This is a genomic window from Mycobacterium sp. IDUB_39, from assembly GCF_055419205.1.
The window spans coordinates 1,067,618-1,091,572 of the sequence record NZ_JBVAXF010000001.1 but is presented as its reverse complement, the minus strand read 5'-3'; the positions used below and the strand labels follow the sequence as shown (position 1 = coordinate 1,091,572).

Here is a 23,955-nt window from a genome sequence, read left to right as displayed (position 1 = left end):
TCTGAGGGTTTCGTCAGAAGCGCTTGACTGATGATAACGGCGCATGTGACGATTTCGTCAGAAATCGAGGAGGTCGGCCATGAGCGACGCCGTAGGCGCGCATCAAGACCTGCACAGTGACCAGGGCGCACGACGGGGTGAGCACCCGGGCCGGTCCCGAAATCCGGTCATCAAGGTGCGCGATATCGCCTGGCTGGAGTTCGAGAAGCCGGATCTCATCCGCACCGAGGCGTTCGCGGCGGCCTTCGGCTTCGCCACGGTGGCAAGGACGTCCGACGAGCTGCAACTGCGTGGCACCGACGCCGGTGCCCCGTGTCTGATCGTGCGCCGGCGTCCCAAGTCGAGATTCGCTGGCATCGCCTTCGCCGCCGCCGACGAAGCCGACGTGTTGCGCCTGGCCGAGGTGACGGGCACACCAACCCGCGCGCTCCCCGAGAGCATCGGTGGACTCGCGGTCGACCTGATCGACCCCAGCGGCGTCCCGGTTCACGTCATCGCCGGCACCCACGACCTGGCGCCCCTGCCGTCGCAGGCCCCGCTGGTGGTGAACCGTGGGCATGATCTGCTGCGCACCAACGCAACCCAGCGTCCGCCACGGGTTGCCGCCAGCGTGCAACGCCTGGGTCACGTCGTGCTGCAGAGCAGCAAGTACATCGAGGCGCTGAACTGGTACCTGGACAACCTCGGCATGATCGTCAGCGACTTCCAGTTCTTCCCCGGCCAGCGCGACCGGGGTCCGACGGTCAGCTTCATCCGCTGCGACCGCGGCGACGTACCCGCCGACCACCACACGCTGGCGATGACACTCGGCCCGCGCAATCGGTACGTGCACTCCGCGTACCAGGTGGCCGATCTCGATGCGCTGGCCGCCGGCGGCGAGTACCTGCGCGAACGCGGCTACCGCCGATCGTGGGGTATCGGCCGTCACATCCAGGGCAGCCAACTCTTCGACTACTGGCGCGATCCTGACGGCTTCCTCGTCGAGCACTTCGCCGACGGCGACATGTTCGACAACACCCTCGAGCCCGGCTGGGCGCCGTTCACCGCGTCCGGCCTGGCCCAGTGGGGACCGCCCGTCACCAAGGACTTCCTCGGGATCGCCCCCAACCGGGAGTCGATCGACGAGCTGCGCTCGATGCTCGCAGCCGTCAGAGACCACGACAACGAATTCACCCTCGCCCGCCTGCGCGGCCTGCTGAAAGTAGCCAGTTCATGACCACGACCGTCCTTCGCACCGCCGACGCCTGGTACGTCCAAACTGACCGTGGCGCAGTGCGGATCGACACCGCGGCCACCACCACCGCCGAACTTCTCGGCGACCGGACCGCCGTCGACGCGGCCACCACAGGCGTCGACCCGGTCCCGGTCGACACCCTCGACCTCGTCTCACCCGTGACCGCACCGTGCCGGATCGTCGCCCAGATGGCGAACTTCGCATCGCATGCCAAGGACGCGGGACTGAACCCCAAGACACTCCCACTAGCGTTCTTCCGCAAGGCATCCGGGTCGATCAACGGGCCGACCGACGACATCGTCAAGCCCAAGCACGTCAACCTCTTGGACTACGAGGTGGAGATCGGCCTGGTCTTCGGGCGCGAACTCCCGGTCGGCACCATCCTCACGGAGGCGGACCTGCCCACCTACATCGCCGGGCTCGTCGTCACCAACGACGTGTCGGCCCGTGACATCCAGCTGCCGAAAACTCAGTTCTACGAAGCCAAGTCGTATCCAACGTTCACGCCCATTGGGCCGGCGCTGGTGCTGCTCGACGCCGATGAACTCAAGCGCTTCGGCGAGCTGCGCCTCCAGCTGCGGGTCAACGGCGAACTTCGACAGGACGCCAAGGTGGCCGGCGACATGATCTACCTTCCGCTGCGTGCCCTGCAGGAGCTGACGCGATTCCAGCGGATGGACGTCGGCGATCTGCTGCTGACGGGTACCCCCGTCGGGACCGCATTGAGTGCACCGGCCAAGCCGATCGAGATCATCGGCGCGCTGCTGCCGCCCGTGTTGAAGTGGAAGGCGTTCTTCAAGGCCCAGGCCAAGAACGCGAAGTACCTGCAGGACGGCGACGTCGTGGAGGCCAGTGTGGCAACCGATGACAAGGCGGTGGATCTGGGCGCCCAACGCGCGGTGGTCCGCTACGCATGACGGCGGTGTCGCACGTCCCCGTCGTCGTCATCGGGGCGGGGCCAACTGGGGTGACGGCGGCCACCCTGCTCGCGCAGTTCGGCGTCGACTGCCTGGTTCTCGACCGCTGGGCGCAGGTGTATCCGCAACCACGGGCCGTGCACCTGGACGACGAGATCTTCCGCATCGTGGCCCGGCTCGGCATCGCCGACGAGTTCGCGGCGATGTCGCGCCCCACGCTGGGGCTGCGGTTGCTCGACCGATCGATGCACACGCTCGCCGAGTTCAGGCGCGATACCGCATTGAGCCGCAACGGGTTTCCCCGGGCAAACATGTTCGACCAGCCCGAGTTCGAGGCCGTGCTACGGACCAACCTGGCACGTCAGTCGCACGCGGAACTACGCGGCGACGTCGAGGTCACCGACCTCGCCGACGATGCGCGCGGCCGGGTCTGCGTCACCTACGCCGACCGCACCGACGGCAGCGAACACATCGTCGAGGCGGACTACGTGCTCGGCTGCGACGGCGCCAACAGTATCGTGCGGTCCCGGATCGATTCCCGGATGGAGGATCTCGGATTCGAGCAGCGCTGGCTCGTCGTCGACGTCGCCACCGCGGCGGATCTGGCTCACTGGGAGGGCGTCGACCAGGTCTGCGACCCGGACCGGGCCGGCACGTACATGCGGATCGGCGAGACCCGCTACCGGTGGGAGTTCCAACTGCTGGCCGGCGAGACCGCCGCCGACTTCGCCACTCTCGATGCACTCGGGCCGCTGATTCGTCCCTGGGTTGACCATGTTTCGCGTGCCGATCTGGAACTGGTGCGCGTCACCGAGTACACCTTTCGTGCACAGCTCGCCGACCGTTGGCGGCGGGGCCGGATCTTCCTGCTCGGCGACGCCGCCCACCTCACGCCGCCGTTCGTGGGACAGGGCATGGGCGCCGGGCTGCGCGACGCGATGAACCTCGCCTGGAAACTCGCCGGAGTACTGACCGGGACCTTGCCTAGCGACGTTCTGGAAACCTATGAGCAGGAACGGAAGCCGCATGCCCTGCACATGATCCGGCTGGCCCTGGCGGTCGGCCGAGCGATGACGGCGGGCGGCGAGTTCGGGAACCTGATCCGTCGGATGGTGGTGCCGCGACTGCACTGGTTGCCGGGGCTGAGCACCAATCTCGTCGACAGCGAAACACCGGCGTTGCATCGCACGGCGCTCGTTCGCAAGACCAGGGTGCCCAGGCAACTCGCCGGAAGACTCTGCCCGAATCCGTTAGTGGCGAGCGGGGCACGTCTCGACACCGAACTCGGGAACGGCTTCGCCGTCATCACCCGCACCGCGCCAACTGCCGCCGAGCGCGCCATCGCCGACGAGCGCGGCGCCGTCGTCCACCTCGCCGCTCCGGGTTCCGAACTCGCGAGCTGGCTGCGCCGCGGTCGCGCCGACGCCGCCATCATCCGGCCCGACCGCACCGTCATGCGCGCGGGCCGGGATCTAGCCACCCTGTTCGACGCCCTCCCCAGGTCTTGCGGCGGAACCTTCCGGAAAGAGAAAACTCCCCAATGAGGCAGACGCGCCACCGCATTCCCGACTACCGCTCCGACATCTACTCGGCCGCGGCGATCATCGATCCCTACCCGCATTACGCGCGGCTGCGCGCGCTCGGGCCCGTCGTGCGACTCACCCGGCACCGGGCGTACGCAATCCCCCGCTACGCCGAGTGCAAGTCGATCCTGCGCGATGACAAGACGTTCATCTCGGGCGACGGGGTCGCGCTGAACCCGATCCCGAACACCTTCTCGAAGGGCACCACCCTCACCAGCGACGGGGTGGCCCACGACGAGCGCCGCAAGCTCGTCGCCCACCGTCTGCTCCCACGCGCCCTGCGCTCGATGGCCGACGACGTCGACCGCTTGGCCGACGAGATCGTTGACCGGGCCGTCGCCAAGGGATCGGTGGACGGCATCGACGACATCGCGTCGGCATTGCCGCTGGCTGTCGTCCCCGACCTGGTTGGCTGGCCGCGGGCCCAGCGAGCCGACCTGATGGCATGGGGAGGAGCCACTTTCGACCTACTCGGGCCCTTCAACCGGCGTGCGGCTCGGGCTCTCCCGGACTCCGCGCGGATGCTTCGCTTCGCTCGCCGTGTCGTCAAGAACCGCTCGGTCCTCGACGGCAGCCTGGGGCACGACGTCCTGCTCGCTGCCGACAACGGTGAACTGTCGGACGCCGACTGCGCGTCGCTGATGATCGACTACATCGTCCCGTCGCTGGACACCACCATCAGCGCGATCGCCAACGGCGTACATCTGTTTGCCACCCATCCCGAACAGTTCGAGCTACTCAAGCGTCAGCCCGAGCTGCTCCCGAACGCGGTCAACGAGATCATCCGGTACTCGTCTCCGCTACGCGCGTTCACACGAAAGGCACGCCGCGACGTCGAGGTCGGCGGCGTCGTGGTGCCGGGCGGAGCCAGGGTGCTGGTGATCTACGCGTCTGCGAACCGCGACGAGCTCGAATGGGATGAGCCGGACGTGTTCGACATCCGCAATGACGCGACCCGTCAGCTCGGCTTCGGCAATGGTGCCCATGCGTGTGCCGGGCAGGGGCTCGCGCGCCTGGAGACGCAGGCGATGCTGCGCGCACTCGTCGAGCGGGTGGACCGCATCGAACTGACGGCGACCCCGGTCTGGGCACTGAACAACATCATCCGCCGGCACGCATCGCTGCCGGTCAAGCTGATCGCCGCCTAGCCGATGTTGGTGACCGGGCTCATCACGTCGCGCACCAGTTGCGCGATGTTGGTGGCCGGGTCGCCGTCGGGGAAGCTGATGGTGGCCAGCACATTGCCACCGGCGTCGGCGAAGTTGCCGTCGGCCCTGTCCTGATGGGTTGAGGATGTCACCAGGATGATGCCCGTCGTGCCGGCCTTCTTGGCCAGCGGCACGGAGAACGCGGCGTTCTGAACGGTGCTGTTGGCGCGGTCCTCCAGGATGATCCTGTTGGCCGGGAATCCGAGCAGCATCAGCATGTTTCGCATCGCGGCGGCCTCGGTCCGGCCGTTGCGCGGGTTGCCGCCGGTGACGATGATCGGGGATTGCGGGTAGAACTGCGCGACGGTGAGTCCGGTGAGCACCCGGCGGCGCAGGATGGGACGCATGGCGCCGCTCGGCTCCAGGCCGTAGCCCAGGATCACGATCGCAGGTTTGGTGAAGTCCTTGCCGACGACCGCGGGCTCGGCGTGAGCCACCGAGGTCCAGCCGGCCGGCAGGGCGTCACTGAAGAGCATCGCAAAGGCGAGTGCCGCCGCCCCGACAGCGGTTCTCCAACGCATGAGTCCTCCGTGGCCTAGAGACAGATGATGTTCATGTTATTGACGGTGTCATCGTTTCCGCAGTGACCGTTGTTACAGGAGACGCGCTCACACGGCGCGCCCTGAGGCGGTGAGAACACCGTGATGACCGCTTCACACGACGCGACACAGCCGCAATATCGGCTCCCTAGCCTTCGTCGCATGTCCTCTCAGAAACGTGTCGTGGTTGTGGGACACGGCATGGTCGGCCACCGCTTCGTCGAAGCGCTGCGCTCCCGCGACGCCGACGGCTCCTGGTACGTGGTGGTCCTCGGGGAGGAGGCCGACGCCGCCTACGACCGCGTGGGGCTGACCGGCTACACCGAGCACTGGGACCGCGAGCAGTTGGCCCTGGCGGGTAACGAGTACGCCGGCGACGACAATGTCGAACTCATCCTTCGCGACAGCGTGACCCACATCGACCGCACCGCGAAGCACGTCACGACGACACTTGGCCGTCGCATCCCCTACGACGCCCTCGTGCTGGCCACCGGCTCGTACGCCTTCGTCCCGCCGGTCCCGGGACACGACCTGCCGCACTGTCACGTCTATCGCACGCTCGATGATCTGGACGCCATCCGCGCCGGCGCGCTGGCCGCGGTCGACTCGAAGACGCCGGTCGGCGTGGTGATCGGCGGCGGTCTGCTCGGCCTGGAAGCCGCCAACGCGTTGCGCACGTTCGGGTTGAGCACCCACGTCCTGGAGATGTCACCGCATCTCATGGCTGCCCAGCTCGACGGGGCCAGCGGCGCCCTGCTGAACCGGATGATCCGGGGTCTCGGCATCGAGGTGCACACCGGAGTCGGCACCGAGAGAATCCAGCCGGCCCAGAAGAACAAGCCGCTGCGGAAATCCGATAACGACGACTCGGTGCGGCTGTCGCTCAATGACGGCACCAGCATCGACGCCGGTGTGGTGGTCTTCGCGGCGGGTGTGCGTCCGCGCGACGAACTGGCCCGCGAGGCCGGCCTTGATATCGCGCAGCGTGGTGGTGTGCTGACCGACTTGGCATGTGTCACAAGCGATCCGAATATCTACGCGATTGGCGAGGTAGCGGCCATCGAGGGTCGTTGCTACGGCCTGGTCGGCCCTGGCTACACCAGTGCCGAGGTGGCCGCCGACCGGTTGCTCGGTGGTGAGGCCGAGTTCGGTGAGGCCGATATGTCCACCAAGCTCAAGCTGCTCGGTGTGGATGTGGCCAGCTTCGGCGATGCCCAGGGGCGGACACCCAACTGCCTGGATGTCGTCGTCAACGATCCGGTGAAACAGACCTACGCCAAGCTCGTTCTCTCCGACGACGCCAAGACGCTCCTCGGCGGCATTCTGGTGGGCGACGCGTCTGCCTACGGGGTGCTGCGCCCGATGGTCGCCAGCGAGCTGCCCGGTGACCCCCTGTCGCTGATCGCACCGGTCCAGGACGGAAGTGCACCGGGTCTGGGGGTCGGTGCGCTGCCGGACATCGCGCAGATCTGCTCGTGCAACAACGTGACCAAGGGCGATCTGAGAGAGGCCATCTGCGGGGGCTGCACCGATGTCGTTGGCCTGAAGAAGTGCACGCTGGCCGGCACGTCGTGCGGGTCGTGTGTTCCGCTGCTCAAGCAGCTGCTCGAGGCCGAGGGCGTCCAGCAGAGCAAGGCGCTGTGCGAGCACTTCGGTCAGTCGCGCGCCGAGCTGTTCGAGATCATCAGCGCCACCGAGATCCGCACCTTCTCCGGGCTGATCGAGCGATTCGGCACCGGCAAGGGCTGCGACATCTGCAAGCCCACCGTCGCGTCGATCCTGGCGTCCACCAGTTCTGATCACGTGCTCGAGGATGAGACGGCATCCCTGCAGGACTCCAACGATCACTTCCTGGCCAACATTCAGCGCAACGGCAGCTACTCGGTGGTGCCGCGGGTGCCCGGAGGCGACATCACGCCCGAGCATCTGATCCTGATCGGGGAGATTGCACGGGATTTCGACCTGTACACCAAGATCACCGGCGGTCAGCGCATCGACATGTTCGGGGCTCGGGTGGACCAGCTGCCGGAGATCTGGCGCCGGCTGGTCGAGGGCGGCATGGAGTCCGGGCATGCTTACGGCAAGTCACTGCGCACGGTGAAGAGCTGTGTGGGCAGTGACTGGTGCCGCTACGGGCAGCAGGACTCGGTGCAGATGGCCATCGACCTCGAACTGCGCTACCGAGGGTTGCGTGCTCCGCACAAGATCAAGATGGGCGTGTCGGGCTGCGCCCGCGAGTGCGCCGAGGCCCGCGGCAAGGACGTCGGTGTCATCGCGACCGAGAACGGCTGGAACCTCTACGTGGGCGGCAACGGCGGCATGACGCCGCGGCACGCCGAGCTGCTGGCGGGCGACCTCGACAACGAGACGCTGATCCGCTACATCGACCGCTTCCTGATGTTCTACATCCGCACGGCAGATCGGTTGCAGCGCACCGCACCCTGGGTCGAGGCGCTCGATGGCGGCCTGGACCATCTGCGCGATGTCGTCTGCAACGACTCGCTGGGTCTGGCGGCGGAATTCGAGGCCGCCATCGAGCGGCACGTCACCGGTTACGCCTGCGAGTGGAAGGGCGTGTTGGACGACCCGAACAAGCTGTCGCGGTTCGTCTCGTTCGTCAACGCACCCGACGTCGCCGATCCCACAGTCGAGTTCGAGCAGCGATCCGGTCGCAAGGTTCCCTCCACCGTGTCCATCGGCATGCCCAAGATCGGCCTCTGACAGGAGTTCTCATGACCGTGATCGATGACCGCAATGACGTTGCGGTGTGGACGACGGCGTGTGACTACGCGTGGCTGACCCCGTGCCGCGGGGTGGGTGTGCTGCTGCCCGACGGCGCTCAGGTGGCGCTGTTCCGGCTCGACGACGGGTCACTGCACGCTGTCGGCAACGTCGACCCGTTCTCGGGTGCGGCGGTGATATCGCGTGGCATCGTCGGTGACCGTGCCGGCCGGGCGTGCGTGCAGACCCCGATCAAGAAGCAGGCCTTCGCCTTCGATGACGGTCAGTGTCTGGACGCCCCCGACGTCGCACTGTCGGTGTACCGCACCCGCATCACCGATGATGGCGTAGTCGAGGTCGCCGCGGCCTAGGGGTATCCGTCGTACCCGGAATGTGAACGTCACGACGGAAAATGGGCTGTGGCGTCGTCAGATTCACAAACGAGCGGGTCCCCAGGCACTTCTGCCTGACTCGTATCAGGCCGCGATGGGCAGCCGCGCGCGTCGAAAGCGGCTCGCCACCAGCCGCACCACCCCAGGATGCAGGCCGAGTGGTGCGGTCACGGCGTCGGCGCCCGACGCGCGCAGACGTTCCTGAAAAAGACCCTCGGCCAACAGATACGTGGCGACGACCACTCGACGCGCACCCCGGGCGCGCAATCCCGCGACCGCATCGGCGACCTTGGGTTCCCCCGTCGCAGCGAACGCCAGCTCGACACGGTCACCGATGGCCGCCGACAGCATCGCCGCGTTGATCCGCAGGTCCCGCTGCGCACCGAGGTCTGATGTCCCGGCCGCAGCCATGACGACGGAATCACCGACCCGCCAGCCGCATTCGACAAGCCGGTCGGTCAACACGCGCACCATCTGGGGGGACGGTCCGAGTGCATCGGTGACGACGACGTCGGTATGTCCGCTCGCGGTCACGAAGGACGGAATGTCAACGCGCACGTGGTAGCCGCACGCCAGAAATGCCGGCACGACCACGGCGGTGCCGGCGACCGACTCGAGGACCTCGGCCGGTGACGGTCCGAGGACGTCGACGAAGGCGGTGCGCACGTGGCGCCCGAGGGTGTGACCGACACGCTCGGCGAGGTCGCCCACCATCGCGACACCCTCGGCCTTGCGGGTGCCGTGTGCGACCAGGATCGGGATCACGCGGTCCCTGGCGGAGTGTCGTCGACGGCGAGTCGATAACCGCGCTTCACCACGGTCGACACCATTCGCTTGTCGCCCAATGCAGTTCGCAGTCGCAGTACCGCTGTCTCGACGGCGTGAGTGTCGGTGCCGCCGCCGGGCAGCGCGCGGAGCAGATCGTGGCGGCTCACCACGGTGCCGGGCCGCAGGGCGAGGGCGCGTATGGCAGCCATACCCGCCGGTGACAGATCCTTCACCACCCCGTCGACCAGCACGCACGTGCCACGGATGTCCATCTCGTGACCGGCGACCCGAAGGCTGCGGGACAGCAGCACGGGTAGCTCGTCGGTGATGTGCCGAGCCAGCGCGCCGAGGCGCATCCGCTCCGGTGCCGACGTCGGGACGCCGAGACGCACCAGCGGCCGCGCCGTCACGGGGCCTACACACATGGCGTGGACGTCGGTCCGCAGCGCGGACAGCAACTGCTCCTCGACGCCGAGTTCGGCGGCACGCATCAACACCGAGGCCACGGCGGGCGCCGAGGTGAAGCTGACGGCGTCGAACTTGCGGGCGGCGATGTCGAGCACCATCTGGTCGAAGGCGCCGTCGCGCGCAGGCGGATGCCATCGGTAGACGCGGATCGGCACCACCTCGGCGCCTGCGGCGCGAAGCTCGTCGAGGAACTCGGGGAACGGGTCCCACTCGTCGGTCGCGCCGTGTAGTTGGACGGCGATGCGCAGACCCGCGATACCGCCCTCGACGAGGTACTGCACGACCTCGCGGGAGGACTCCGACTCGGGAGACCACTCCTCAGGCAGGCCGGCGGCTCGGAGCGCGCCGGTGGCCTTCGGGCCGCGAGACACGACACGCGCCGCGCCCAGCGCCTCGGTCAGGTCTGCGGCTAGGCCCCACCCGTCGGCCGCGGCGATCCAGCCCCGCAACCCGATGCCCGTCGTCGCAATCACGATGTCGGGTGGCGCGGTGATGAGCGCCTCGGTGTACTCGCGCAGTTCATCGTCGTCGGGCAGCGGCACCATCGTGATGGCGGCGGCGCTGGTCACGGTCGCCCCGCGACGGGTCAGCAGAGCCGCCAGCTCCTCGGACCGACGCGCCGAGGTCACGGCGATGCGGAACCCCGTTAGGGGCGCCCAGCCCGGCTCAACCATGACACCAGTGAAGGCAGTTCATGTTTCCAATCAGTTTCCCGGCCATTGCCGTGCAGTGTCGCGACTCGATGTCGATGACTCGTCCATGACATCGGCCTCACCGGCCGGGTGGCCCGGTGGTGAGGAGTCACGACAACTTCACCACACGTCGCCGTTGCGCCAATCGCAGGCGATGTCCCCGCTGATGTCGAGTTCGACGCCGGCAGGCATTGCGACCGGCAATACGAACACCGAGTCGTCATCCTCGGGGGTGCGGACCGTGCCGGTCGGGGCCAGTACTGACGTGGTGCCGCGCCAGGGCTGCCAGCCGCGGGAGGAGTAGATGTACCGACCCGCAGCAGACGAACTGAGCGCGCCGAGGTCGTAGGCGCCACGCACGACCTGTTCGAGGGCGTCCAACACGACCGTGGCCAGCCCCAGGCCGCGCCAATCGTGGCGGACCGCGACGGCCTCCAGGTACCCGCAGCGCAGGGCGTGGCCATGGTGGACCATGCGACGCTGGACGACGGCGCCGTGCGCGATCAGGGCGCCGTGGTGACAGACCAGCGCGTGCATGCCGCCCAGGCAGTGTTCCCAGTCGGCGTCGGAGAAGTCGCCGTCGTCGAACGCCGCGATGACCATCTCGCGGGCACCCTCTCGGGTCTCGGTGTCGAGGTCAGCGGTGTGGACCAGGCGGGCGGTGTGAATGCCGCGCAGGCTGGGAGCGCCGGACTCGGCACGGACGTGAGGGTCAAACGGATCGGGGGACCGCACCCCTCGTTCCTACCAGGGCGAGCCCGCGGTTGTCGTGCGGCTTCCTCAGGCGGATTCGAACGGATGGCGGGGACGCGACCAGTGCAACCGCACCGTCTGGCCGGGCCGGATCTGGCCGAGCTTGTCGATGTCGTCGTTGGTCACCACCCCGATCACCGGATAGCCGCCGGTCACCGGATGATCCGGGCCGAGGATCACGGGAAATCCGTTCGGCGGTATCTGGATTGCGCCGCGAGTGGCCCCCTCGCTGGGCAGTTGTCGGTCCGGCCACCGGTACTCCAGCGGCATCCCGACCAGGCGCATGCCGACGCGGTCACTGCGGTTGGTGACCAGCCAGTTGGTGCGGATCAGGATGTCGGGATCGATGAACCAGTCGTCGCGGGGGCCAGGCACCACCTTGAGTTCGAGGACCTCGGACTCGATGGCCGCCACCGGGGCCTGGTCGATCTCGGGGAAGTCGGCGGTGTGCGCGCCGACGGGCAGCACGTCACCGGCTCGCAGAGGTGCCGGGCCAATGGAGGACATCACGTCGTGGCTGCGTGACCCCAGGACCGGGGCGACGTCGATGCCACCCCGCACTGCCAGGTAGCTCCGTAGACCCGAGTGTGGCGCGCCGAGCGATATCACCTGGCCATCGTGGGCGTAGTGAATGCTGTTGGTGCCAAAGGGTTTTCCATTGACGGCCGGGTCGGTGTCGGCTCCTGTCACCGCGATGGCCACGTCGCCGCCGTGCACGCGGGCGGAGAACCCGCCGAACGTCACCTCGACGGTGGCTCGTTCACCCGGATTGGCGACGAGCCGATTGGCCAGCGTGTGGGCCCGCCGGTCGGCGGCGCCGGACCGCGTGACACCCATGTGTGCAAGGCCGGGACGCCCGAGGTCCTCGATCAGTGCCAACGGGCCGGTGCGCAGAACTTCCAGCGTGACGCTCATCGTGCCTCCCGGAATTGAACGGACATACCCGGCATCAGCAGGGCGGGTTGCTCGCGTTCGATGTCCCACAGGTCGGCGTCGGTGTGGCCGATGAGCTGCCATCCGCCGGGAGACTCGCGGGGGTAGACGCCCCCGAACTCACCGGCCAGCGCCACGGAGCCGGCCGGCACCCTGGTCCGCGGCTCCGCCCGTCGTGGCACGTGCAGGCGGGGATCGCCGCCGATCAGGTAGGCGAAACCCGGGGCGAATCCGCCGAATCCGACTCGGACGGGCGTCGCGGTGTGCGCGGCCACCACCTCGTCGCGGGTCAGGCCGGTGAGTCGGGCGACGTCATCCAGATCCTCGCCGTCGTAGACGACGTCGAGCACCACATCGGGCCGCTGATCGGGCGCCGGGGCGATCTGGACATCTGCCGGATCGATGCGCATTTTGGACAGGCGCACCCGGGTGGCCTGCCGGTGCCGGGGCGCGGCGAGTTTCACCAGCACCGTTCGTGATGCGGGGACGATGTCCAGCACGCCCATCAGCTCGGCCGCGCGCAACGCGTCCGTCCACGCAAGTACCTCGGCGGTGTCATCGAACTCGAGGAGCAGCGCCTGATCCCCGTAGTCGTGGACGGCACCGATCATGCTCATCTCCGCCGTGACTGTCATTGACTCAAGCTACCCGCGAGTAGCTACGTTTCGCAGCAAGGTTTAGGACCTCGCCAGAGGAGCCTTAGCGAAGGCTCATAACGCGGGTTGGTAGGTGGGTTCGCGGCGCTTGATGACGGCGATGACGCGGTAGGTCACGGGCAGCATGACCACCTCGACCGCGGTCTTGTAGAACCAGCCCAGCGCTGTGTATACGGCGAAGTCTTTGAACGTGGTTATCCCGATGGCGCTGGCGGCGATGGCGCAGAACACCAGCGTGTCGCCGAGCTGGCCGGCGAACGTCGAGCCGATCAGGCGCGCCCACAGGTGCTTCTCCTTGGTGCGTTCCTTGATCTTGACCACCACCCAGGCGTTGATGGTCTGCCCGACGAGGAAACCGGCCAGGCCCGCGACGATCAGCTGGGTGTAGGCGTGCACGACGGTCTCGAACGCCGCCTGGTTCTCATAGAAGTCGGCGGCAGGTAGATAGATGGTCACCCAGAACGCGAGGGCGGCCAGCGCATTCATTGCGAATCCCAGGAGTATCGCCTTGCGCGCGGCCTTGAAGCCGTACACCTCGGACAGCACGTCGCCGATCACGTAGGTCAACGGGAAGACGATGAACCCGCCGTCAGTGATGATGGGGCCGAAGGCGACGCCCTTGGTGGCGGTCACGTTGGAGATGATCACCAGCGCGGTGAAGACCGCGACCAGGCCCGGGTAGTAGGCCGATCCGACCCGTGCGAATCCTGGATGGTCGGTCACGTCGGGTGTCTGGGGCTGCACCGGGCCATCCTCTCAGGTGAGCGCGGTGGCGAGCAGCGGTGGCAGTCGGTCGGCGACCAGCGGATAGGACAGCACCGTGCCGAACGAGATGGCGCCGGCGAGTTCCTTGTCGGTCAGCACATTGTGGTTGGTGCGGGTGGCCCTCAGCGTGGCAAAGGTGGGATCGGCGAGCAGGGCATTGCGTTCGTCGTCACTCTCGGTGGTCCAGATCAGGACATCGGCGGCGTCGAGGACTGAGGCCATGCGGTCGCGCGGTACCAGCGCGCGGTCGCCGTCCACGTACTGAGCGATGGAATCGGGAATCACCAGACCCATCTGGGTGAGGTAGTCGGTGCGCCATCCGGCGGCGGTGACGACGGCATGGTCCTCGAAGAACGTGCCGCCCACCACCAAGGCCCGCTTACCGCTGAACGACCCATTCTCCTTGCCTGCGTTGACGAATCGGTCGTCCACCGCGGTGATGAGGGCACGCATGTCCGCGTCCTTGAACACGGCCTGACCGATGACGGTCGCCTGTGTCTTCCAGGGCTCGAAGAACGCGTCTTGACCGGACTGGGCAATGGTCGGTGCGATCGCCGACAGCTTGGCATAGGTGTCGGCGTCGAGTCCGGCGTTGACGGCGACGATGAGATCGGGTTTCAGGGCGGCGATCTGATCCACCTGTATGCCGTCGGCGAGGCTCAGGACGGCGGGCTGTGCCGGGCCGAGTTTCGGTCGGGCCCATGGCCATACGCTGAACGGCTCGCCACCAAACCAATCCGTCACCGCGACGGGGACCACGCCGAGTGCCAGGAGGTCGTCCTGCTCGGTGAACCCCGCACTGACCACGCGTTGCGGCGGGCCGGGGATCCTGGTCTCACCGAAGGCGTGCTTGATGGTGACCGAGCCGTCCTTGGCGACTTCGCCCGACTGCTCCGAACTGCAGGCAGCGGACACGGCGGCGGTGCCCGCCACGAGGCCGGCGGTCGCTGCCAGGAAACTCCGCCGAGACCAGTTCGATGGCACGTCGCCGAGCGTAGTGGCTAACTGACCAGCCGACTTCATGAAAGGGCCGGTGTCGGCCGCGAGGGCAATGGAGGTCGCCGACGGGGCCTCAGAATCGCTCGGCCAAAATATAACTAAACTGGTATATATTCTGGTCGTGCAGTCCGCCGGAGGGGCTCTGATCCGCGAAGCGCGGCTTCGCGCCGGCCTCACCCAGGCCGAACTCGCCGGCCGCGCGGGCACAGCGCAACCGTCCATTGCCCGCTGGGAGAACGGCAATTCGTCGATGAAACTCGATGACGTGCTGCGCTTGATTCGGCTATGCGATCTTGACCTGGAGTTCTCCCTGGTTGAGAACGGTGCGCACGGCACGGCGAAGGGCGTTGGTCCGGCCGTTGAGCGGGTACTGGATGCGCAGGTGCCCTCCGGCGGTTCCTCGACAGTGGCGCGCATCGTCGATGCCGCCGTCGAATGCCTCATCGAGGTGGGTTGGGAGAAGACCACCGTCAGTGAGGTCGCTGCACGCGCGGGGCTGAGTCGCCCGACCGTCTACTCATATTTCAGCTCTCGTGATGACCTGCTATTTGCAGTATCTTCCGCTGCGGCGCAGCGTATTTCAGAGCAACTGATGTCGGTCGCTGAAGCCGGGACGAGCTCTGGGGCGGAGTTCGTCGTGGAGTCGGTGGTCACCGTGGTCATGGGGTACCGCCGTGATCCCGCGGCCTCACTGCTGGGGCTGATCCGTCCAGGCGAGATACTGGACGCCGCCGCGGTCGAGGTGTCGCGTGCTGCGTTGCTGCCGCTGCTGAACTGGGAACCCCAACTGGCGGATGAACTCGACGAGATCGCTGAGACGGTGATGCGCTTCGTGGTCTCCCTCATGGTCGACGATGGATCGCGTTGCCGGACCGATGAGGGTTTACGCGCGTATCTGTATCGCCGCCTCATCCCTTCTTTACAGATCTAGGTATCGGCGTTAGATTCCGGCGGTTGGTTGAGATCGACATAGGAGTCCCATGACCGACCAAGTTCCGGCGCTAGATCCTGCCGCACGCACTGTCCACCACCGCACCTGTCCGCTCTGTGAGGCCATGTGCGGGCTCGACATCCACGTCGAGGGCGATCAGGTGATGCAGATCAAACCCGACCGGCTCGACGTGTGGAGTCAGGGCCATATCTGTCCGAAGGGCACCACGCTGGGCGCGATGCACCACGACCCCGACCGGCTGCGGGTGCCGATGATCCGCGAGGGGGAGGACTGGCGAGAGGCGAGCTGGCCCGAGGCATTCCGGCGCTGTTCGGAGCTGCTGAACCCGGTGATCGCCGAACACGGCATCGAGGCCGTTACCGCCTATGTGGGCAACCCGCTGGCACACGGCTTCAGCCTCAGTCGCTACGCCGGGGTGCTCATCGGAATGTCCGGTATCCCAATGATTTACAGCTCAGGAACCGTTGACCAGTGGCCCAAGAACGTCAGTTCGCACCTGATGTACGGCGGGATGTGGAAGATCCCGGTCCCGGACATTCCGCGCACCGACATGCTTGTCGTGATGGGTGCGAACCCTGCGGTCTCGCAGGGTTCGCTACTGAGCTGCTCGGACGTCATGGGCGAGATCACCGCGATTCGCAAGCGCGGAGGGAAGGTCGTCGCGATCGACCCGCGGCGCACCGCCACTGCGGCCAAAGCCGACGAGTGGCTGGCCATCACACCTGGTACCGATGCTGCATTCCTTGCTGCCATGTGCCAGGTGATCTTCTCCGAGAACCTGGTCCGTCTCGGTGCCGCCGAGGGGCTCGTCGACGGGCTCGACGAGCTGCGTGAGGTCCTGGCCGACTGGACGCCCGAACGGGTGGAGACGGTCACCGGCATCCCAGCCGGGCGGATCCGTGCCCTGGCCCGCGAACTGGCCACCACCGAGCGCGCCGTCGTCTACGGGCGGATCGGCACCTGCAACCAGGAGTTCGGCACGCTCGCGTCCTGGTTGGTGGACATCGTCAACATCATCACCGGGCACATGGACGCCGAAGGCGGACTGCTGTTTCCGGTCCCGTCGGCCTGGTCGTTCACCGAACTTCCGATGCCCGGGCTGGAACAGGGCGCCCCGAACTTCGGGCGATGGAAGACCCGGGTGCGGGGCGCTCCCGAGATCCTTGGCCATGTGCCGGTGTCCTGCCTTGCCGAGGAGATCGCCGCCCCGGGCGACGGGCAGATCCGGGCGCTGTTCACTGTCGCGGGCAATCCCGTGCTGTCCGCACCCGGGGGCGAGCTTCTCGACCAGGCTCTGCCGGGCCTGGACTGCATGATCAGCGTCGACAACTGGCTCAACGAAACGACCCGGCACGCCCACGTCATCCTGCCCGGGTTGTCACCGCTTGAGCAGCCTCACCACGACGACCTCATCTGGAATTTCGCGGTGCGCAGCGGCGCGAACTACTCACCCGCCATCTTCCCGCCCGCCGACGGACGGCCCGAGGAGTGGGAGATCCTGATCCGCCTGGCGTGTGCGTGCCAGGGCCAGTCCGCCGACGAGGTCGACGTCAGTGTCATCGACGACGGGCTGTTCGACGTCATGGCCTCCATCAAGGGATTCGATGGTGCTGCGCTGCGCGCACGGTATGAGCAAGAAGGACGGTTCGGCGCTGGTGGGCCGCAGCGTCTGCTGGACCTCACCTTGCGCACCGGACCGTTCGGCGACCGGTACGGCGAGGTGGAGGGCGGGCTGTCTCTGGACCTGCTGCTGGAGAACCCGCACGGAATTGACCTGGGCGCCAACCGTCCTCGGCTCGCCGAGGTGCTGAACGTTCCCGACGGGAAGATCGTGCTGGTGCCACCGCATATCACCGCGGATCTGCCGCGTCTGGCCACGCGGTTGAACCGGCCCGCCGACGACCTGGTTCTGGTGAACCGCAGGCAGTTGCGGTCCAACAACTCGTGGATGCACAACGTCCCGGCTCTGGTGAAGGGGTCCAATCGGTGCACCCTACAGATCCACCCCGACGACGCCACTCGCTTCGGGCTCGTCGAGGGCGAGTTGGCCACCGTGACCTCAGAGTCCGGATCCCTGGATGTGCCAGTGGAATTGGATTCCGGTATCCGTCCCGGCGTGGTGTGCCTGCCACACGGCTGGGGTCACGATCGCCCCGGCCTGCGCACGGCCGTCGCCTCCGCGCACCCGGGCGTGAACAGCAACATCCTGTCGCCGGTGGCGTTCGTGGACGTACCGAGCGGGAATGCGGCGGTCAACGGCATCCCCGTCGCGGTGGCCCCGGTGGCCTGACTGGGACGTCAGCGGTCGCCGAAGGCGTCCGCGATGGTGTCGTAGTCCTTGATCGCCGAGCGGATCTCGTCGCGGGCCCGCGTCACCGACGCGGTGATGCGATCGCGGCCTACGTCGATACTGTCCTGCACGCCGGTGCGCTCCCGGGCGAAGGCATCTCGGACGTCGCCACCCTGCGCGGCCACGGCGGCCAGCGTGAAGGCGGTTTGCAGAGCCGAGGTCGTGACGATGCCCTGGGCCCGCACGATGGTCTCGGCGACATCGGCGGTGCCCGCGATCACGGCGTTCGGCAGTGTGGCCTGGGAGACGACGTATCCACCCACGACGGCGCGGACACGCCCGCCAGCCTCGGCCACGGCCTCGCGTACACCGGCACCGGTGCGGGTCAGGGCGCTGGGAAGGTCTGCGCCGCTGCGGATTTCATTCACCACGATGGCGGGGGAGTGTGCCAGGGCCACTGTGGCGTCGATCGCGGCCTCGACCAGGTCGGTGCTCAATCCCTGCCCGGCGACGAGCTGTCGTTCGAGAACCTGGCGGATGACCAGATTGCGGGTCGGCCGATCCTCGGTGGGTGCCGCGTCATCGGTGGGCACCACCGATGCGGTGACCTCGACGGGTTCGTCGCGGACGATCATTTCGTCACCTTCGAGGGTGGTGTCGGTGTCTGGCATGACGACGGTCCTTCCGGGTCGAGTGCGGATGGCCGCCATTGCACAGGGCGCGGTCGTCACCCAGCCGTCACCGAGGTGACGGCTGGGCGGACGGCGGGAGAAGTTCCGAACCGGTGTCAGCCCGCCATGAACGTGTCGTATGCCGACGCCAGATCCGGTGGGAGCACCGAGACGTTGCATTGGCGCTGCGTGTCACCGATCGGCGTCAGGATCCCACGCAGTTCGTGGTACTCCTGCGGATTGTTGGTGAAGTAGCCACGAATGTTGGCCTCCGCCTCCGGCCGCGGTTGCGTGCGCGCAGCCGACACCACCTGATTGGCGCCCGGGTGTGCGTTCAGGTAGTCCTGGGCCTGGCCGGTGACCGTATTCACCGTCCCGGAAATGTTGTCTGCACTGCATGGATCGGGTGCCGCCGAAGCGATCGGGGCGGCGATGGTCGCCGCTACCAGTCCGGTGACCAGGCCCGCGGTGCGTATGCGTGTGGTCTTCATCGTCGTACCTCCTCGGTTTGCTGTGGGTGTTGCAGTAGGGCTACCCGCGTGTCGCCGGCCTAATCACCGCTGCTCCCGATGTCCGCAGGCGTTAAGGTCACGCGATACAAGACCTCGATCAGCGATTGGAGTCGGCCGTGCCGGTTCGGCGGTTGTACCCGTTTATGGCTTTGGCAGTGGGCGCCGCGCCGTTCGTCCTGGCCGCTGCGCCGCTGGCCTCCGCGGACTGCACCGTGTCGAACGGCGTCAGCGTCTGCGCTCAGGGCGACGTCCGTGGGCCGGACGGCGGAACCGGGCCGGGTCCTGGGCCCTACACGCCGTACCCGTGTGAGTACGACTACCTGTGTGACGCTGGCCTGTCGATCGAACTGGGCCCGCCCGACTGGCATCCAGACCATCCGTGGCGTCCCGGGGGCGGTGGCGGTGGCGGCGGAATCGGTCCCCGTCACTAGGTTTCGCGTCTTGCTCTCGGGCTGACACCCAGCGATACAGAATGTCAGCGTGAGCACGCAACTCGCTGATTCGGCCGTCGGAATCAAGACGATGGCCAAGGTGACCCGCCGGTTGATCCCGTTCCTGGTACTCCTCTACTTCGTCAACTACCTCGATCGCGTCAACATCGGCTTCGCCGGTCCGAACGGCATGAACGAGGACCTTGGGATGAGCGCCAAGGCGTTCGGATTCGCCTCGGGCATCTTCTTCATCGGGTACTTGTTGCTGGAAGTGCCGAGCAATATCGCGCTCAACAAGTTCGGCGGGCGCCGGTGGATTGCACGCATCATGCTGACGTGGGGCGTCATCAGCAGTGCGATCGCATTCGTGCCCAACACCGAAACCCTTATCGTCCTACGGTTCCTGCTCGGTGTGGCGGAAGCGGGATTCTTCCCCGGGATCATTCTCTACCTCACCTTCTGGTTCCCGGAAAGGCATCGCTCCAAGGCGATCTCGTTGTTCATGGTGGCGGTGCCAGTGTCCACAGCCATCGGATCGACCATGTCGTCGCTGATCATCGATTGGGGACACGGGGTTTTCGGCCTCGACGGCTGGCGCCTTCTGTTCTTAGTCGAGGGCATGCCCGCCGTCGTTCTCGCGTTCGTCTGCTGGTTCTACCTGACGGACCGACCAGCTGAGGCCGCGTGGCTCGAGGCTGATGAAAAGCGTTGGTTGGAGGAAACACTGGACGACGAACGACTGAGTGCCCAGACCGGCCAGCACTGGCCGCTCAAGAAGGCGCTTAGTCATCCGAGGATCCTGGCGCTGGCGTTTGTCTACTTCGGAATCGCCTACGGCCTCTACGCGGTCGGGTTCTTTCTCCCGACCATCGTCGCCGGGTTCCAGGAGCAGTACGGCACCCATCTGAGCGTTATCGAGCGCGGCCTGGTGACCTCTGTCCCCTACGTCATCGCCGCCATCGTGATGGTGCCCTGGGCGCGCCACGCCGACCGAACCGGCGAACGGGTATGGCACGTCGCGATCCCGGCGATCGTCGGGGCAGTGTCGATACCAGCCGCGCTCTATATGACCGACCCCTATCTGGCGATGATCGCCGTTACCCTGTCCACCTGCGCGATCATGTGCGCCCTACCCGTGTTCTGGGCGCTGCCCTCGACATTCCTCACCGGTGTCGCCGCGGCCGGCGGAATCGCACTGATTAACTCGCTGGGGAACCTCAGCGGATTCGGAGGTCCCTACATCACCGGGTGGCTGACCGATCTGACCGGCGATGCCAAGGCCGCGATGTGGGTGGTCGGGGCACTGTCCTTGGCCGCGGCTGCAGTGGTGGTCTACCTGGGCGCCAGACCCAGGCCGGATCAGAATGCATCCAGCCTCGAACAACGACGAGCCTCAGGGATCTAGGACACCGCCAGCGAGATACCAAGGACGAGCATCATCACGGCGATGATGCCGTCAAGGATGCGCCACGTCGACGGCGTTGCGAACAAACCGGCCAGGCGGCGCGCTCCGAGCCCGAGGCTGGTGAACCAGACGGCGCTGGCGGTGACCGCACCGACGCCGAACAGCCAACGCCCGTCACCACTTTCGTTGGCCAGCGTGCCGAGGAGCACGACGGTGTCGAGGTAGACGTGCGGGTTGAGGAACGTCAGTGCCGCGCAGGTGATCAGCACGGCGCCGAGCCGGGCCGGCGCCGCGTCCGACGGGGTGAGTGCCGACGGCCGCCAGGCGCGCTTCGCCGCGAGTAGGCCGTAGCCGATCAGGAATGCCGCACCGCCGAACTTGGCGACGTTGACCGCGTTCGGGTGAGCAGTGATCAGGGCGCCGACGCCCGCGATACCCGCCGCGATCAGCACGATGTCGGACACCGTGCACATCGCCACCACCGGAAGCACGTGCTCGCGGCGGATGCCCTGACGCAGCACGAACGCGTTCTGCGCGCCGATGGCGGCGATCAACGCGAACGACGCAAAGAAGCCAACGAGCAGGGGCGAGTCCATGGCGTTGACGCTAGGTCTGGTCGTTGGACAAGTACAGCTAATGATTTTCACGATGCATTAGAGAAACTAATGTCCAGGAGTGTGTCATCCCTCGATTGCCACGAAGCCGCAGCGGCGAGGTTCTTTGGAAGCCTCCGCAGGGAATACCCGTTATCGCCGGTCTGAGTCGATGAGTCGAACATGCTGATTGCCTGCCGTGGAGTATTCGGCGGCGAACGTTGCGATCGGTATTCCGGCCACCTTGTTTGCGTCCACCGCGGCGGCCGCCAATGGGACATCGTCGGCTTCGGGCCGCAAAGAGCTACCCACCTGAGCTGGTCATCGTCTGCCGCATAGAAAATCCAGAGTGTGTCGAAGGTGGTCATCTGATTGAGCACCGAAGCCAGGCTGTCGTGTGGATCGGTCACTACGACAACCGGCATTCCGCTGGCGCCCTGAACGGAGCGCAATGCTACGGGCACACCCGATGCGATCTGATCCTGCAGTAGGGCGGTTTCGGCCAGCCGTCGAGCCTGTGAACGTGCGTGCGTACTCGTCGTCATCTCGCTGCGTAACCACACGCCCGCCGTCGCGATTTCGAAGTGCTCGACCGGTCGAGACAGCTCGCGACACGTCGCATTGAGCAATGCGGCCAGATCGGAGCTATAAGCTTCACGCGCGTCATTGAGAGTGCTAGCACCTCCTATGCAAGCGCTTGGCATTGAAAAATATTGGTATTCGGGCTGATAGGTTGAGGCATAGCTGTAAATGACGTTCTCCGGCCTGCGGCTAACACCCCCCTAGGGATCGGTCCAACTGGCCGATTCGCCCTCGCGGTACCGGCCAGGCCGAAGGCGCTCTTCCGATTCAGCACGGCCTTGAGCGGGGGCGTCAGGGGCCGGCAGCGTCGCGTGCCCCGCGTCGGCGGCCATCGCGCGAAATGCGTGTTCTGCCGCAGTGTTGACGCCTAGCCGAGCAGTGGCTACTAGCCCACGGCGCGACTGGTGGTAGTTGTCCTCATTCATCGGTTTGCGTCCTGGGAGAAGCGCGTTGGGCTGACCTCTTTGCTGGCCCCGCCGCGTACGAGGAACACCTATCCAGCGCCCTGAGGCGCGGGGTTCGGTGCTGTCCGGAACCCCGGCTAGACGTAAATACTAAAGCGCTTCCGTCAACTGTGCGTTAATTCACTATTTCCTCTTGCGCTCGCCTCGTGTTCAGTGCAGGGTGTCCTAGTGAAGCGCTTTAGTTGAGTGCTCAGGGCAGCTGTGAGGAGTGCGCGGATGTGGGTACGGAAGAGCCTGACGGTAGCGGCGGCAACGGCGTTGGTGCTGGGTGCTGTCAGTTGCAGCAGCGGCGGTGACGGTGGCGACGACGACCGCATCCTGATCGGAGTCTCGATTCCTCTGACGGGTGACTTCGCCGAGCCGGGGAAGGGTGTCGAGCGGGGCTACCGACTGTGGGCTGAAACTGTCAATGCCAACGGCGGCCTAATGGGGCGCCAGGTTGAACTGAAGATCCTCGACGACAAGTCGCAGGCCGAGGCGGTCGTCTCCGACTATGAGGCGCTCATCGCCCAGGACGAGGCCAACCTCATCTTCGGGCCGTACTCGAGCCGCCTGGTCGTCCCGGCCGCCCGGGTCGCCCAGGAGTACGGCATGTTGTTCGTGGAGCCGGCCGGCAACGCAGCCGAGGTGTTCGAGCAGGGCTTCGACAACCTCTTCTACTCCGGACCGTCGGTGGCAGACAACAGCTTCGACTACCTCGTCGACTACATCCTGGCCATGCCGGAGGACCAGCGTCCCAAGACGCTGGCGGTGGCGTCCATGGATGATCCGTTCCCGAAGGCCACTGCGCACGGCGTCCGGGACCGCTTGGTGGAGGGCGGTCTCAAAGTGGTCGTCGACGAGCTCTATCCGCCGAACCAGACCGATTTCTCGACGCTGGCCGCCAAGATTGCGCCGACCAAGGCCGACGTGGTCATCGGCGGGGCCGCCTATCAGGACGCTGTGAATCTGATCATCGCGTTGCAGCAGCTGAACTACGAGCCCAAGATCGCTGGCTTCACCACCGCCCCGACGCACCCCGAGTTCGCCAGTGCACTCGGGCCGCGGACCGCAGGCATCCTCGCGCCCACCTCCTACTCACCGGATTCGACCACACCGACCAACCCCGAGTTCGTCGCCGCTTACGAGGCGAAGTACAACCACCAGCCCAATGAGGACGAGGCGGCGGCGTTCGCCACGGGTCAGGTCGTTCAGGCCGCCGTGGAGAACGTCGGCTGCGCGGAACAGGGCGAGTGCCAGCAGCAGTTGATCGACTATCTGCGTTCTGCCGAGGTGCCGACAGTCGTCGGCTCGTTGTCCTGGGATGAGGACGGCCGCCCCAAGGGCGCGAGCATGGTGTTGCAGTGGCAGGACGGCGAGACCAAGATCGTGCTGCCCGAGGATGTCGCCGAGGCTGAGATCATCGTCCCGAAACCAGGCTGGTGACC

The 23,955-nt window shown here is 66.6% G+C and carries 22 protein-coding genes; 11 read left to right on the top strand and 11 right to left on the bottom strand.

Annotated elements, in window-relative coordinates:
- Positions 1–79: 79 nt before the first annotated feature.
- From ACZY0X_RS05150 to ACZY0X_RS05135, 4 genes are read left to right on the top strand one after another with little or no spacing between them, the layout of a single operon-like run.
- Positions 80–1,216 carry a VOC family protein gene (locus ACZY0X_RS05150; RefSeq protein WP_463768522.1) on the top strand — a complete coding sequence of 379 codons (1,137 nt, stop codon included), beginning with the start codon at positions 80–82 and terminating at the stop codon, positions 1,214–1,216.
- Positions 1,213–2,151 (top strand): fumarylacetoacetate hydrolase family protein, encoded by a 939-nt coding sequence (locus tag ACZY0X_RS05145; protein ID WP_463768521.1) that lies wholly within the window; start codon positions 1,213–1,215, stop codon positions 2,149–2,151. The genes ACZY0X_RS05150 and ACZY0X_RS05145 overlap by 4 nt, the downstream gene beginning before the upstream one ends.
- Positions 2,148–3,695, top strand: coding sequence for a bifunctional 3-(3-hydroxy-phenyl)propionate/3-hydroxycinnamic acid hydroxylase MhpA (mhpA, locus tag ACZY0X_RS05140; RefSeq protein WP_463768519.1), 1,548 nt, complete (start codon positions 2,148–2,150; stop codon positions 3,693–3,695). Before ACZY0X_RS05145 ends, mhpA begins: the two co-directional genes overlap by 4 nt.
- Positions 3,692–4,882, top strand: coding sequence for a cytochrome P450 (locus ACZY0X_RS05135; RefSeq protein ID WP_463768518.1), 1,191 nt, complete (start codon positions 3,692–3,694; stop codon positions 4,880–4,882). Before mhpA ends, ACZY0X_RS05135 begins: the two co-directional genes overlap by 4 nt.
- On the opposite strand, the gene ACZY0X_RS05130 is transcribed toward ACZY0X_RS05135, so the two are convergent.
- Positions 4,879–5,418 carry a YdcF family protein gene (locus tag ACZY0X_RS05130; protein ID WP_463768779.1) on the bottom strand — a complete coding sequence of 180 codons (540 nt, stop codon included), beginning with the start codon at positions 5,416–5,418 and terminating at the stop codon, positions 4,879–4,881. The two genes, ACZY0X_RS05135 and ACZY0X_RS05130, sit on opposite strands and share 4 nt — an antisense overlap.
- 225 nt (positions 5,419–5,643) lie before the next feature.
- On the opposite strand from ACZY0X_RS05130, the gene nirB reads away from it, so the two are divergent.
- Positions 5,644–8,202 carry a nitrite reductase large subunit NirB gene (gene nirB / locus ACZY0X_RS05125; protein ID WP_463768517.1) on the top strand — a complete coding sequence of 853 codons (2,559 nt, stop codon included), beginning with the start codon at positions 5,644–5,646 and terminating at the stop codon, positions 8,200–8,202.
- Positions 8,203–8,213: 11 nt separating this feature from the next.
- Entirely contained in the window at positions 8,214–8,573 is a 360-nt protein-coding gene (gene nirD, locus ACZY0X_RS05120; protein WP_463768516.1) for a nitrite reductase small subunit NirD, read from the top strand.
- Between the two features lie 105 nt (positions 8,574–8,678).
- On the opposite strand, the gene ACZY0X_RS05115 is transcribed toward nirD, so the two are convergent.
- From ACZY0X_RS05115 to ACZY0X_RS05085, 7 genes are all read right to left on the bottom strand, one after another.
- Positions 8,679–9,359, bottom strand: coding sequence for a sirohydrochlorin chelatase (locus tag ACZY0X_RS05115; RefSeq protein ID WP_463768515.1), 681 nt, complete (start codon positions 9,357–9,359; stop codon positions 8,679–8,681).
- A complete protein-coding gene (locus ACZY0X_RS05110; RefSeq protein WP_463768513.1) occupies positions 9,356–10,504 on the bottom strand; it encodes a uroporphyrinogen-III synthase in 1,149 nt (382 codons plus the stop codon). The genes ACZY0X_RS05115 and ACZY0X_RS05110 overlap by 4 nt, the downstream gene beginning before the upstream one ends.
- A 138-nt stretch (positions 10,505–10,642) precedes the next feature.
- A complete protein-coding gene (locus tag ACZY0X_RS05105; RefSeq protein WP_463768778.1) occupies positions 10,643–11,200 on the bottom strand; it encodes a GNAT family N-acetyltransferase in 558 nt (185 codons plus the stop codon).
- 102 nt (positions 11,201–11,302) lie between these two features.
- On the bottom strand, positions 11,303–12,190 hold the full coding sequence (locus ACZY0X_RS05100; protein WP_241401647.1) for a 5-oxoprolinase/urea amidolyase family protein: 888 nt from the start codon (positions 12,188–12,190) through the stop codon (positions 11,303–11,305).
- Entirely contained in the window at positions 12,187–12,843 is a 657-nt protein-coding gene (locus tag ACZY0X_RS05095; RefSeq protein ID WP_463768512.1) for a 5-oxoprolinase subunit B family protein, read from the bottom strand. The genes ACZY0X_RS05100 and ACZY0X_RS05095 overlap by 4 nt, the downstream gene beginning before the upstream one ends.
- 75 nt (positions 12,844–12,918) lie before the next feature.
- Positions 12,919–13,608, bottom strand: coding sequence for a queuosine precursor transporter (locus ACZY0X_RS05090; protein ID WP_463768511.1), 690 nt, complete (start codon positions 13,606–13,608; stop codon positions 12,919–12,921).
- A 12-nt stretch (positions 13,609–13,620) separates the two neighbouring features.
- Positions 13,621–14,613, bottom strand: a complete 993-nt coding sequence (locus ACZY0X_RS05085; protein ID WP_463768509.1) for an ABC transporter substrate-binding protein — start codon at positions 14,611–14,613, stop codon at positions 13,621–13,623.
- A 67-nt stretch (positions 14,614–14,680) separates the two neighbouring features.
- Here ACZY0X_RS05085 and ACZY0X_RS05080 point away from each other — a divergent pair, with 67 nt between their 5' ends.
- Together ACZY0X_RS05080 and ACZY0X_RS05075 are read left to right on the top strand one after the other, a co-directional pair.
- A complete protein-coding gene (locus tag ACZY0X_RS05080; protein ID WP_463768508.1) occupies positions 14,681–15,559 on the top strand; it encodes a TetR family transcriptional regulator in 879 nt (292 codons plus the stop codon).
- A 49-nt stretch (positions 15,560–15,608) separates the two neighbouring features.
- Positions 15,609–17,870 carry a molybdopterin-dependent oxidoreductase gene (locus ACZY0X_RS05075; RefSeq protein ID WP_463768507.1) on the top strand — a complete coding sequence of 754 codons (2,262 nt, stop codon included), beginning with the start codon at positions 15,609–15,611 and terminating at the stop codon, positions 17,868–17,870.
- A gap of 8 nt (positions 17,871–17,878) precedes the next feature.
- Here the strand turns inward: ACZY0X_RS05075 and ACZY0X_RS05070 are convergent, their stop codons facing one another.
- Both ACZY0X_RS05070 and ACZY0X_RS05065 read right to left on the bottom strand, forming a co-directional pair.
- Positions 17,879–18,541, bottom strand: a complete 663-nt coding sequence (locus ACZY0X_RS05070; protein ID WP_463768506.1) for a hypothetical protein — start codon at positions 18,539–18,541, stop codon at positions 17,879–17,881.
- A gap of 116 nt (positions 18,542–18,657) precedes the next feature.
- Positions 18,658–19,032, bottom strand: a complete 375-nt coding sequence (locus ACZY0X_RS05065) for a heme-binding protein (RefSeq protein ID WP_463768504.1) — start codon at positions 19,030–19,032, stop codon at positions 18,658–18,660.
- Between the two features lie 164 nt (positions 19,033–19,196).
- Between ACZY0X_RS05065 and ACZY0X_RS05060 the strand changes: the two genes are divergently transcribed.
- Both ACZY0X_RS05060 and ACZY0X_RS05055 read left to right on the top strand, forming a co-directional pair.
- The gene (locus ACZY0X_RS05060; protein WP_463768503.1) at positions 19,197–19,484 is read left to right on the top strand and encodes a hypothetical protein; all 288 of its coding nucleotides are present in this window, start codon (positions 19,197–19,199) and stop codon (positions 19,482–19,484) included.
- A 49-nt stretch (positions 19,485–19,533) separates the two neighbouring features.
- Positions 19,534–20,889 (top strand): MFS transporter, encoded by a 1,356-nt coding sequence (locus ACZY0X_RS05055; protein WP_463768502.1) that lies wholly within the window; start codon positions 19,534–19,536, stop codon positions 20,887–20,889.
- Here the strand turns inward: ACZY0X_RS05055 and lysE are convergent.
- Positions 20,886–21,485 carry an L-lysine exporter gene (gene lysE, locus ACZY0X_RS05050; protein ID WP_463768501.1) on the bottom strand — a complete coding sequence of 200 codons (600 nt, stop codon included), beginning with the start codon at positions 21,483–21,485 and terminating at the stop codon, positions 20,886–20,888. The two genes, ACZY0X_RS05055 and lysE, sit on opposite strands and share 4 nt — an antisense overlap.
- A gap of 1,259 nt (positions 21,486–22,744) precedes the next feature.
- Between lysE and ACZY0X_RS05045 the strand changes: the two genes are divergently transcribed.
- Positions 22,745–23,953 carry an amino acid ABC transporter substrate-binding protein gene (locus tag ACZY0X_RS05045; RefSeq protein ID WP_463768499.1) on the top strand — a complete coding sequence of 403 codons (1,209 nt, stop codon included), beginning with the start codon at positions 22,745–22,747 and terminating at the stop codon, positions 23,951–23,953.
- The last annotated feature ends 2 nt before the right edge of the window (positions 23,954–23,955 follow it).